The following is an 11,178-nucleotide window of genomic DNA, read 5'->3' as shown; positions in this document are numbered from 1 at the left end:
AAGTGTACACCTGCTTCAAGTAATTCTTTTACTTCTACTGCCATTTTGTAATAGTTTACGTTCTGTTGAATTAGCAATGTTCCATTTGGCTTTTAGCTTTTTAGCTTTTGGCTTTTGGCTTCATTTAGATGCTAAACTAAATCCTGTTTTTACACTAGGACAACAATAACTGTTTTAATTTTTTTATTCAATTTCAACACGATTGAGAATACTGAAAATAGACACCCAATTGTGTTGAAGGTAATATTAACGTTTCGAGAATTGGAATTTTTTACGCGCTTTTTTCTGTCCGAATTTTTTACGCTCTACCATTCTTGGATCTCTAGTTAATAAACCTTCTGGTTTTAATGTTAGCCTGTTCTCTGCATCTAATTCGCACATTGCGCGAGAGATTGCTAAACGAACAGCTTCTGCTTGACCTGTAATACCTCCTCCAAATACATTTACTGTAATATCAAAGTTGCTATCATTGTTAGTCATAACTAAAGGTTGCTTTACTTTGTACTGTAATGTTGCAGTTGTAAAGTAAGCAGTTACGTCTTTTTTATTAATCGTGATGTTCCCTTTTCCTGGGGCTACATACACACGAGCAACAGCCGTCTTTCTACGGCCAATTTTGTGAATTACATCCATTATTTGAATTCGTTTAAGTTAATTGCTTTTGGTTTTTGCGCTGCATGAGCATGCTCTGAACCAACAACAACTGTTAGGTTACGGAATAAATTGGCACCTAATTTGTTTTTAGGTAACATTCCTTTTACTGATTTTTCTACTACTCTTGCAGGGTCTTTACCATACAATTCTGTAGCAGTTAAACTTTTTTGACCTCCAGGATATCCAGTGTGACGAATGTACGTTTTGTCGTTCCATTTGTTACCAGATAATGTGATTTTTTCTGCATTGATAATAATTACATTATCTCCGCAATCAACATGAGGTGTGAAGTTTGGCTTGTGTTTACCTCTTAAAAGTTTTGCAACTTTAGAACATAAACGACCAAGCGCCTGACCTTCAGCATCAACTAAAACCCACTGCTTATTTACAGTAGCTTTGTTTGCTGAAATCGTTTTGTAGCTTAATGTGTCCACACTTTAAATTTTTTCTAATTAAACATTCCTCTCTCAAAAAGAGTTTGCAAATTTACGATTATATATTTGATTACCAAATAGTGAAGGGAGATTATTTTATGTGTTTTTTTTATCCAAAAAATAAAAATAAAAACCAGAAGTTTTCAATATTTAATGCGCCTCCAACCAATTGTCGCCAATATCTAAATCGACATCTAAAGGAACTTCTAATTTATAGGCATTTTCCATTTCGGTTTTTACCAATGTTTTAATGGTTTCCAATTCGGGTTTATAAACATCAAAAACCAATTCATCGTGTACTTGCAGCAGCATTTTTGTTTTATAATTACCAGCTTGTAATTTCTCGTAAATCTTAATCATGGCAATTTTAATAATATCTGCGGCGCTTCCTTGTATGGGTGCATTTACAGCATTGCGTTCTGCAGCACCACGAACAATAGCATTACGAGAATTGATGTCTTTTAAATAACGGCGACGACCTAAAACTGTTTGGACATAACCATTATCGCGAGCAAAATCAACTTGATCATGTATAAAGTTTCGTAGTTTCGGATAGGTTGCATAATAAGTGTCAATAAGTTCTTTAGATTCACTTCTCGATAAATCGGTTTGATTACTTAAGCCAAAAGCTGAAACGCCATAAATGATTCCGAAGTTGACCGTTTTAGCATTGCTTCGCTGCTCACGAGTGACTTCGCTTAAAGGGACATTAAATACTTTTGAAGCTGTAGATGCATGAATATCTTCACCTTTTTTAAAGGCTTCAATCATGGTTTCTTCTTTACTTAAAGCCGCAATAATACGGAGTTCTATTTGCGAATAATCGGCAGCTAACAACGTATAATCTTTATTTCTTGGTATAAACGCTTTTCGTACTTGCCGTCCACGTTCTGTTCTAATTGGAATATTTTGAAGATTTGGATTATTACTGCTCAAACGACCTGTCGCTGCAACGGTTTGCATATAATCGGTATGTACACGTCCTGTTGTTTCTTCAACTTGCAATGGTAACGCATCAACATAAGTACTTTTAAGTTTTGAAAGCCCTCTAAAATCTAATATATTTTGAATAATCTCGTGGTCTTTTGCTAAGTAACTTAAAATATCTTCTCCTGTGGCATATTGTCCGGTTTTTGTTTTTTTAGGCTTATCAACTAGTTTCATTTTGTCAAATAGAATTTCACCTAACTGTTTTGGCGAAGCAATATTAAATTCTTCTCCGGCAGCTTCATAAATTTTAGCTTCTAAATGTGTAATATCTTTGTTTAATTGTTCAGAAAGTGAATTCAAAAAACCTTTATCTAAATTAATACCTTCCAATTCCATTGCAGCTAATACACGTAATAGTGGAATTTCAATATCGTCAAATAATTTCTGGGTATTGGCTTCGCCTAATTCATTCTGAAAATGTTCTTTTAACTGCAACGTAATATCGGCATCTTCTACCGCATATTCGGTTTGCTTTTCTAACGGAACTTCTCGCATCGAAAGTTGATTTTTTCCTTTTTTACCAATCAATTCGGTTATGGAAATGGGTGTATAATTTAAATACGTTTCAGCAAGCACATCCATATTATGACGCATATCAGGGTTGATAAGGTAATGTGCCAACATCGTGTCAAATAATTTGCCTTTTACGGTAACATTGTATTTTGCAAGTACCTTAATATCATATTTTAAATTCTGACCAATTTTTTCAATGGTTTCGCTTTCAAAAAACGGACGTAATTGCTCAATGATTTCTTGGGCTTCACCTTTGTTTTCTGGAAAAGGCAAATAGAACCCCTTTCCAACTTCCCAAGAAAATGCTATGCCAACCAATTCAGCAGTTATCGGGTTTAATCCTGTCGTTTCGGTATCAAAACACACCGAAGTTTGGTTCATTAAATTTTTAATAAAGAGTTTGGTTGCTATTCCCGAGGCGACACTTTGGTAAAAATGCGACGATGTTCTCAAGGTTTTTCTTGAATTACTTGTTATCGCTTCCGCGGAATTGTCTTCTGCTCCAAATAGAGAAAATTGTCCAGCTCCAGCAGATTTAACTTCCTTTGGTGTTGTTTTTATTTCTGTTTTTTCTGAAGTTTTTTCGGTTGAAGTTTGAGCTGTTTCCGTTTCAGACGAAAACGTTTTTAAGAAATTATCGGTTAATCGTCTAAATTCTAATTCCTGAAAAATTTCTTTAACCTTTTCAACATCTGGATGATCGAGTTCAAAATCTTTCGCATTAAAAGTCACCGGAACATCCAACATAATAGTTGCTAACTTTTTAGAAAGCAGCCCAAGTTCTTTTGCTCCTTCAACTTTCTCCTTCATTTTACCTTTAAGCTGTTCTGTATTAGCCAATAAACCTTCCATACTTCCAAATTGGGCAATGAATTTTTTAGCTGTTTTTTCACCAACACCAGGTAGTCCTGGAATATTATCGCTGGAATCGCCCATCATGCCTAAAAAATCAATCACCTGCATGGGGTCAGTCACTTCAAACTTTTTCTGTACTTCTGGTATTCCCCAAGTTTCGTAACCACCACCAAAAACAGGTCTGTACATAAAAATGTTTTCGGTAACCAGTTGTGCAAAATCTTTATCTGGAGTAACCATGTAGGTTTTGTAACCTTCTTTTTCCGCTTGACGGGAAAGCGTGCCAATAACATCATCAGCCTCATAACCTTCTTTAACCATTATTGGAATGTGCATGGCTTTAAGGATTTCCATAATATAGGGTATGGCAGTTTTAATACCTTCTGGGGTTTCATCACGATTGGCTTTGTAGGCTTCAAACATTTCTACTCGGTCAGCACTTCCACCTTTATCAAAACAAACCGCTAAATGGTCTGGTCGTTCACGTTTAATAACATCTAATAACGAGTTCATAAAACCCATGATAGCCGAAGTATCTTCTCCTTTAGAATTAATTCTTGGATTTTTTATAAAGGCATAATATCCACGAAATATTAAAGCGTAAGCATCGACAAGAAAAAGGCGTTTTTGTTCTGACATTTTGTTTGTTTTGATAGAAAATCAAAGCTACAAAAAGTTATTACTTAATTGAAACAATAAAGTTTAATGTTTTTAAGTCCTTTTAAAGAAGAAAGCTTATTTATGAGATATAAGAATGTCCTATATTTTCTTTTTATAAAATGAATCTACCTCTTCATTAGTATGTCCAGCCTCAGTGGCTTTACGATATGTAAATCCTGGGTGTACACAATAGCCTCCTGTTTCTCCTTTTTTATTTAGTGCCAAAAAGCCAATTTGAAAATCTTCTCGTCCTTTGTTTTTAGCCATAATACGTTTTACGCCTTCTTCACAAGCTTCTTGAGGAGATTTACCTTGGCGCATTAATTCAACAATTAAAAAACTTCCTACCATACGTATTACTTCCTCTCCAACACCTGTAGCTGTAGCTCCACCAACCTCATTATCAACATACAATCCTGCACCAATTATAGGAGAATCGCCAACACGTCCACCAACTTTATATGCCATGCCGCTTGTGGTACAAGCACCAGCTATATCGCCATTCTTATCCATGGTTAGCATACCAATGGTGTCATGGTTTTCAATGTTTATTATAGTTTCGTATTTAGATGTTTTTTTCCATTCCAACCATCTACTTTTAGCTTCTTCTGTTAGTAGGTTGGTTTTTTTAAAGCCTTGTTCGTAAGCAAATTGTTCTGCGCCTTTTCCTGCTAAAATAATATGTGGTGTTTCTTCCATCACTTTTCTTGCTACAGCAACAGGGTGAGCAATATTTTGTAAATATACTACGGCACCACAATTACCATCTTTATCCATAATACATGCATCTAGGGTAACGTTTCCGTCACGGTCTGGTGTTGCTCCTATGCCAACGGTGGTATTTTTTATATCAGCTTCCTCTGCCATAGCACCTTTCTCAACGGCATCAAGAGCATTGCCTCCATTTGTTAATACTTCCCATGCTTTTGAATTTGCGTTTTCAAAATTCCATGTACAAACAGCTATAGGTTTAATTGTTTTTTTGTCTTCTTGTTTTGTAATCGTTTTTTTGTCTTCGCACGAGGCTAATAAAGAAGCTGAAATTAGACCTGCAGTGCTTAAAGATGTGTTTTTTATAAAGTTTCTTCTTTTCATCTAAGTTTTATAATTTTTTTCTTTTCCGCAAAAGCGGAAATCTTATTTAGTTTAAAAACATCTGCTAAATTATACTTAATTTAGACTTCTAATATACTAAAATGCTGCTAGAAATTTGTACCAATTCTTATCACTCTGCAATTCATGCTGAAAACGCTGGAGCTAACCGTATTGAATTATGTTCTGAGTTATCAGTTGGTGGCATTACACCGAGTTTTGGATTAATTAAAAAGGTAATAGGAACTCTTAAAATTCCTGTATTTGTTTTAATACGACCAAGAAGCGGGAATTTCACTTATTCTGATGATGAATTTGATATTATTAAAAATGATATTATACAATGTAAAGCATTTGGTTGTAGTGGTATTGTGTCTGGAATTTTGAGTAAAAATAATACGATTGATATTGAAAGAACTAAAGCCTTAGTCGAACTTTCAAAACCAATGGCATTTACATTTCATCGCGCATTTGATTGGATTGAAAACCCATTTGAAGCTATACAGCAACTTGCAGATTTAGGTGTTGATAGAGTGCTTACTTCTGGACAACAAACTACTGCTGAAAAAGGTGTTGAGTTGCTTAAGCAACTAAAAGAAACAGCTAAGAATAAAATTATAATTCTACCAGGAAGTGGTATTAATTCACAAAATGCTATATTATTTAAAAATGAAGGTTTTGCCGAAATTCATTGTTCGGCTTCAACTAAAATTCAAGTTATAGAAACTCCTAAAATCTCAATGAATAGTGTTTCTTTATTTGATGAACGCATTATATCATTTTCAGATGAGAGACTTATTGCCAATATAGTCAAAGCTATTAGTTAGTCATTTTTTTTGATAAAGATTAATTATGTTCTTAACATACAGTTAAATGTGTTTTACTGCCTAAGTCAGAATTTTAAAATAAAGTATCTTTGAAAAAAAAAGCTATGTTGCGTTGGGTTATTTTTGTGCTGTTCTATTTGTTTATATTATTCTATAGCTTTCAAGCTATAAAAACAGTTACTAAAAGTTCTTGGGTTTATTATGTGTTTTTTGGGATAGCCATAATAATTTTAGGTAACTTTTTATTTCAATTTTTATCATCTTCAGAAGGGCGTGTATTAAGCCCTACAAAAAGTTATGCTTTTGGGTTTTTATTAGCGTTTATGTCTTTTGGATTAGTTATTATTCCTGTACTATTAGGTGAAGACATTATCAGATTCATTTTAGGGCTGTATGATAAATTGGTAACTACTAAAGAGTCTTTTTATCTCCCATCAAGACGTAAATTTATTAGTCAAGTAGCATTAGGTTTGGCAGCAATTCCCTTTACATCACTTTTGTACGGTATGTATCGTGGAAAATACAGGTTCAGAGTTTTAAATTACACCTTACATTTTGAAGATTTACCAGAAGCTTTTGATGGTTATAAAATCACGCAAATAAGTGATATCCATTCAGGAAGTTTTGATGATAAAGAAAAAATAGAATACGGTGTTAATTTAATAAAAGAGCAAAACTCGGATATTATTTTATTTACTGGCGATATGGTAAATAACAAATCCTCTGAAATGACAGACTGGAAAGATTTATTTAGCACATTAAAAGCAAAAGACGGTGTGTTTTCGGTTTTAGGAAATCATGATTATGGAGATTATGTGGATTGGCCTTCACCAGATGCTAAAACTCAAAATTTAGAAGACTTAATTAAACTGCAAAAAGAAATGGGTTATGATTTGCTTTTAAATGAAAGTAGATTTATTGAAAAAGATGGGCAACGCATTGCTCTTGTGGGTGTTGAAAATTGGGGTGCAGGCGGATTTAAAAAAGCAGGTGATTTAAAGAAAGCAGCTCAAAATGTTGATAAAGATGATTTTAAAATTCTATTGAGTCACGATCCCTCGCATTGGGAACAGCAAGTTATTAAAGACGATTATCATTATCATTTAACATTAAGCGGACATACACACGGGATGCAGTTTGGTATAGAAATTCCAGGTTGGATAAAATGGAGTCCTGTAAAATGGCGATATAAATATTGGGCTGGTATTTATAAAGAAATGGGACAATATATAAATGTTAATAGAGGGTTTGGTTATTTGGGGTATCCAGGGCGTGTAGGGATTTGGCCAGAAATAACTGTTATTGAGTTAAAAAAAGGAGTAAAAGACGCATAAACGTTAGCAAATGTTGTAATTATTACAAAATTGTTTATATTTATAATTAAGTATTTCAGCTTGGTTTAAATGGTTGATTTTCAAACTAAATAAAAAATTGTAGGTTTGTAATACTTTAGATTGATTTAAAACATTAAGATATGTCAAAATTTGGGGAACTTATCGATGTAGATATTCCTGTTTTGTTAGACTTTTTTACAGAGTGGAACGAGCAATCTACAGCTATGCACCCTGTACTTCGAGATGTTGCTGCTGCTTTAGGCGATAAAGCAAAAGTGATAAAAATTGATGTTGAAAAAAATGAAGAACTTGCTGAAGCTTTAAGAGTGAAAGGTTTGCCAACACTAATTATTTATAAAGATGGCGAAATGAAATGGCGCCAAAGTGGTGAGCAAGATGCTAATACACTTATTAGTATTATTCAACAATACGTTTAAAAGGTTTTCCGGTAAGTAATGTTCAAAGAGCAATTAATTAAACATAGTTTTGTTGTAAGTAGTTTTTTATTCAGATTGCTTGTTGTGTGGTACAATTGCAGTAATCCAACCTTCTATAATCGTTTCTGTATCAGATATTCTTTTGCCAGAACTGATGTCAAAACGACGAATTGCGTTGGAATTTGTCGTAACTATTAAATTGTCATTATGAATTGCAAGAGTATAGAGTGCAGTAACTTCTGTTTCTGCAATTGTTTCTTCTGTTGAATCTGTTTGGTTTATTTTTATAATTGGGTCAATAGTTCCATTATAAACATAGTAAAGAGACGAATTATTTATTGCTATGTCGCTAGGATTGTTATTAGTTGATAATGTGATTTCTTGAATTAGCGTTCCGTTTTGGCTTATTTGATATATTTTACCATAAAATGAATAATATAGTTCTCCATTTAAATAAGAAATTCCTTCGGTTCTAATACTAGTTAATTCGGAAACCACAGTTCCATCTTCAGGATTCAATTTATAAATTGATTCATTTCCTCCCATTCCACCAAGCCATAGAAATTCTCCATCGAATTCAAGTGCGTGAGGCGAATCGGCTTGAGTAGGTAAATCAATTGTTCTTTCAATTATCGATTTAGTTTCATTATAAAGAATAATTTCAGATTCGCCAATATTATTATTGTTCGGACGAGTTAGTATCCACCATCTGGTGTCGGAATCTATGGTGTTGAAATCATCATTATCATTGTTGCAAGAAACGAAAGAAAGGATTAAAATGATTAATGCTAGAAAGGGTTTGTTCATTATGAGTTTTTTGATTGTTAGAATGGTTTTCTAAATATCAATAATTGTACCGAAGAATTGTATACAACATTCTTGTATGTCACTTGCTCAAGATAAATTATGTTGAAGTCCTTACTTAACTTATTTATTATATTTATAATGTGAAGTATTTCGTCATTCTGAACTTGTTTTAGAATCACACATATGCATGTTTCTATAAATTATGAGGCCCTGAAACAAGTTAAGGGTGATGAATATTTTTCAATCTATAGATTCAAAACTATATCCTTTTTTACTAAAATGTTCCAAAAACTTAGGTAAAGCATACTGCATGTTTTTTGAAGCTTTAACACTATCATGGAATACAATAATACTTCCTATTGTAGTTTTTGAAATCACATTATTTAAGCAATCCTCAGGTGAAACAGTATCGTCCCAATCAAAAGACAACACATCCCACATTATTATTTTATAACCCAACCCAATAAGTTGTTTGCCTTGTTTTGGTTTGATTTGTCCGTAAGGGGGTCTAAATAGTTCAGAGTTTAGAGTTTTGAGTTCAGGATTTTGAGTTTCAAGTTCTACACTTCGACTGCGCTCAGTGTGATAAGTTTTAATTTGAGAATTTATAACATTTTGCGCTTCAAAAATATTCTTTAAATAATCTTTTGTTTTGGTTTTCCAACCCTTAATATGATTATGCGTATGATTACCAATAGCATGACCACTATTTATAATGTTCTGAAAAATGTCAGGATGCTTTTCAATGTTATTACCAATACAAAAAAAAGTGGCTTTGGCATTGTATTGTTTTAATATATCTAAGGTGCAATTTGTAATACCTGGAGTTGGGCCATCATCAAAAGTAAGATATATAATTTTACTAGTTGTTGGGATGCTCCAAATATAATTTGAAAACATCCTTTTAACTAACGTTGGTATTTTTACAGGTGTTAAGGTCATGCCCATGCCTTAATCCAAATTAATTAGCGGTATCTAGCTGTAAACTATTGCTATCTACAGGAATATCTAAATCAGTATGTTGCTGTTCTTCTTCAAGTTCATCGTCACCATAAAAATGTTTAAACAGTTTTAAGTAATTATTAAAAATATCGCCTTCGGTTTCAGCAAAATCTATATCGTACTCAACTAAAACATCAACAAGACCTTTATAGCGTTGTATATCGGTGTAAATGTCTTCGAATAAGCGTTCTTGGTTCTCAACTTTTAACCCACTGTAATAAGTTAAGTTTTCTTGATATTTATTTGCAACTTCTTTAAATAATTGTTGTGCTTTTTCTTTATTTCCTACTTCATAATATCCGCTAATGTAAGGTTCTAAAAGTGTGTAAAATCCAAAGTATTCAACAGGCATATTAGTCATGGCTATGTCTGCAATTTCTTCAGCTTTATCTAGCTTATCTTCATTAATAAGTTGTTCAATTAAACGTGCTAAATTACCACGATAAGTAATAGAGTTTTTGCGGGTTTCAACATCATGATAAATGTCTGGACTTCCGCTATTACCCCAATCCCAATTTTTAACTTTTTCATGCATTAAATCACTATCAACTCTACCCATATTAAACGGATTTGCTCTATCAACAGGTGTTTTTATTGGGACTAATTTATAGCACATGCCATCAAGTTGAAGATAGTCTTTCATCCAAATGTAATCGTCTTCCGCGAAAGCACCACCAGTAAAATAAATTGGGCGTTTCCAATCGTTATTGGCAATAATATCGAGCATTAAAAGACGGTTTTTGTATAAAGCACCACCAGTAATATTTATATCAATATAAGGCACAATAAGGTCTGCGTCTTTTGGTTTTACAATGCCATACTTTAAAGCACTTTCTTTGTTAACAGGAAGTCTTAAAAACTCTGTTGGTAAGTAATTCATGTTTAAGTCTTGATTTCTTACTTGCGATATATCTACATCTTGAAGCTGTAATACGTATTTATATTTAGACCGTGGATTATCACTGGTTATAAAATTTAAAGCTTCTTTTATTTCTAAAGTGTCTTTAACTATGTTTTCAACAATCACATATTCATTGGTGCCAAATTTATAATCATTATGTGTTAATTGAGAAGGAATAGGGTCGCTTTCGTAGGCTTTACGTTTCATTTGATCGATATACCAATAGGTTTGGAATAAACTAGTATTTATCACACGCACATCGGTTCGGTAACCTTCAATTTCTTGGGCGTACCAAAGGGGAAATGTATCATTATCACCAATAGTGAATAAAATAGCATTTTCTGCACAAGAATCTAAGTACATTTTAGCATTAGCTCTAGTTGTATATTTATCAGATCTATCATGGTCGTCCCAATTGTTTGCGGCTAAAATTCCAGGTACTAATATTAAACATGCTATAGTTATAACAGGTACTGCTAGTTTTGAAGGTAAATACTTTTTAAGCACATCGTAAATGGCATAAACCCCAAAACCAATCCAAATAGCAAATACGTAAAATGATCCTACCACTGAGTAATCTCGCTCCCGAGGTTCAAACGGACGCACATTGGTATAGAACTGAATAGCTAATCCTGTAAAAAGGAAAAACACGAGCATTACCCAAAACGTTTT

Annotated in this window: 9 protein-coding genes and 1 pseudogene; 3 read left to right on the top strand and 7 right to left on the bottom strand. The window is 33.3% G+C overall.

Annotated features, from left to right (window positions below):
• Window positions 1-246: 246 nt before the first annotated feature.
• The 4 genes from rpsI to AADI82_RS10215 form a co-directional block, all read right to left on the bottom strand.
• Complete coding sequence (gene rpsI / locus AADI82_RS10230) at window positions 247-633, bottom strand: 30S ribosomal protein S9 (protein ID WP_034042843.1); 387 nt, start codon at window positions 631-633, stop codon at window positions 247-249.
• Window positions 633-1,088, bottom strand: a complete 456-nt coding sequence (rplM, locus tag AADI82_RS10225; RefSeq protein ID WP_341216343.1) for a 50S ribosomal protein L13 — start codon at window positions 1,086-1,088, stop codon at window positions 633-635. Before rplM ends, rpsI begins: the two co-directional genes overlap by 1 nt.
• Window positions 1,089-1,238: 150 nt before the next feature.
• Complete coding sequence (gene polA, locus AADI82_RS10220; RefSeq protein WP_341216342.1) at window positions 1,239-4,085, bottom strand: DNA polymerase I; 2,847 nt, start codon at window positions 4,083-4,085, stop codon at window positions 1,239-1,241.
• A gap of 120 nt (window positions 4,086-4,205) precedes the next feature.
• Window positions 4,206-5,201: a N(4)-(beta-N-acetylglucosaminyl)-L-asparaginase gene (locus tag AADI82_RS10215; RefSeq protein ID WP_341216341.1), complete on the bottom strand. Its 996-nt coding sequence runs from the start codon at window positions 5,199-5,201 to the stop codon at window positions 4,206-4,208.
• A gap of 101 nt (window positions 5,202-5,302) precedes the next feature.
• Here AADI82_RS10215 and AADI82_RS10210 point away from each other — a divergent pair, with 101 nt between their 5' ends.
• The 3 genes from AADI82_RS10210 to AADI82_RS10200 all read left to right on the top strand — a co-directional run bounded on the left by AADI82_RS10210 (window position 5,303) and on the right by AADI82_RS10200 (window position 7,796).
• Complete coding sequence (locus tag AADI82_RS10210; RefSeq protein WP_341216340.1) at window positions 5,303-6,025, top strand: copper homeostasis protein CutC; 723 nt, start codon at window positions 5,303-5,305, stop codon at window positions 6,023-6,025.
• A gap of 104 nt (window positions 6,026-6,129) precedes the next feature.
• Entirely contained in the window at window positions 6,130-7,359 is a 1,230-nt protein-coding gene (locus tag AADI82_RS10205) for a metallophosphoesterase (protein ID WP_341216344.1), read from the top strand.
• A 140-nt stretch (window positions 7,360-7,499) separates the two neighbouring features.
• The gene (locus AADI82_RS10200) at window positions 7,500-7,796 is read left to right on the top strand and encodes a thioredoxin family protein (RefSeq protein ID WP_341216339.1); all 297 of its coding nucleotides are present in this window, start codon (window positions 7,500-7,502) and stop codon (window positions 7,794-7,796) included.
• Window positions 7,797-7,862: 66 nt separating this feature from the next.
• Here the strand turns inward: AADI82_RS10200 and AADI82_RS10195 are convergent, their stop codons facing one another.
• The 3 genes and pseudogenes from AADI82_RS10195 to AADI82_RS10185 form a co-directional block, all read right to left on the bottom strand.
• Window positions 7,863-8,603, bottom strand: a complete 741-nt coding sequence (locus AADI82_RS10195; RefSeq protein WP_341216338.1) for a hypothetical protein — start codon at window positions 8,601-8,603, stop codon at window positions 7,863-7,865.
• Window positions 8,604-8,843: 240 nt separating this feature from the next.
• The gene (locus tag AADI82_RS10190) at window positions 8,844-9,545 is read right to left on the bottom strand and encodes a polysaccharide deacetylase family protein (RefSeq protein ID WP_341216337.1); all 702 of its coding nucleotides are present in this window, start codon (window positions 9,543-9,545) and stop codon (window positions 8,844-8,846) included.
• Window positions 9,546-9,564: 19 nt separating this feature from the next.
• A pseudogene (locus tag AADI82_RS10185) lies at window positions 9,565-11,178 on the bottom strand (hypothetical protein); the annotation flags it as partial.

This window comes from uncultured Wocania sp., from assembly GCF_964021735.1.
Classification (GTDB): Bacteria; Bacteroidota; Bacteroidia; order Flavobacteriales; family Flavobacteriaceae; genus Wocania_A.
Note: the sequence above shows the minus strand (reverse complement) of the source record. Positions and strands in the feature narration are given on the sequence as shown.

What these genes read in the sequence shown, in the direction of transcription:
- AADI82_RS10195 (WP_341216338.1), bottom strand. Translation starts at nt 8,603, where the DNA reads ATGAACAAACCCTTTCTAGCATTAATCATTTTAATCCTTTCTTTCGTT.
- AADI82_RS10200 (WP_341216339.1), top strand. Translation starts at nt 7,500, where the DNA reads ATGTCAAAATTTGGGGAACTTATCGATGTAGATATTCCTGTTTTGTTA.
- AADI82_RS10190 (WP_341216337.1), bottom strand. Translation starts at nt 9,545, where the DNA reads ATGACCTTAACACCTGTAAAAATACCAACGTTAGTTAAAAGGATGTTT.
- AADI82_RS10210 (WP_341216340.1), top strand. Translation starts at nt 5,303, where the DNA reads ATGCTGCTAGAAATTTGTACCAATTCTTATCACTCTGCAATTCATGCT.
- polA (WP_341216342.1), bottom strand. Translation starts at nt 4,085, where the DNA reads ATGTCAGAACAAAAACGCCTTTTTCTTGTCGATGCTTACGCTTTAATA.
- rpsI (WP_034042843.1), bottom strand. Translation starts at nt 633, where the DNA reads ATGGATGTAATTCACAAAATTGGCCGTAGAAAGACGGCTGTTGCTCGT.
- AADI82_RS10205 (WP_341216344.1), top strand. Translation starts at nt 6,130, where the DNA reads ATGTTGCGTTGGGTTATTTTTGTGCTGTTCTATTTGTTTATATTATTC.
- AADI82_RS10215 (WP_341216341.1), bottom strand. Translation starts at nt 5,201, where the DNA reads ATGAAAAGAAGAAACTTTATAAAAAACACATCTTTAAGCACTGCAGGT.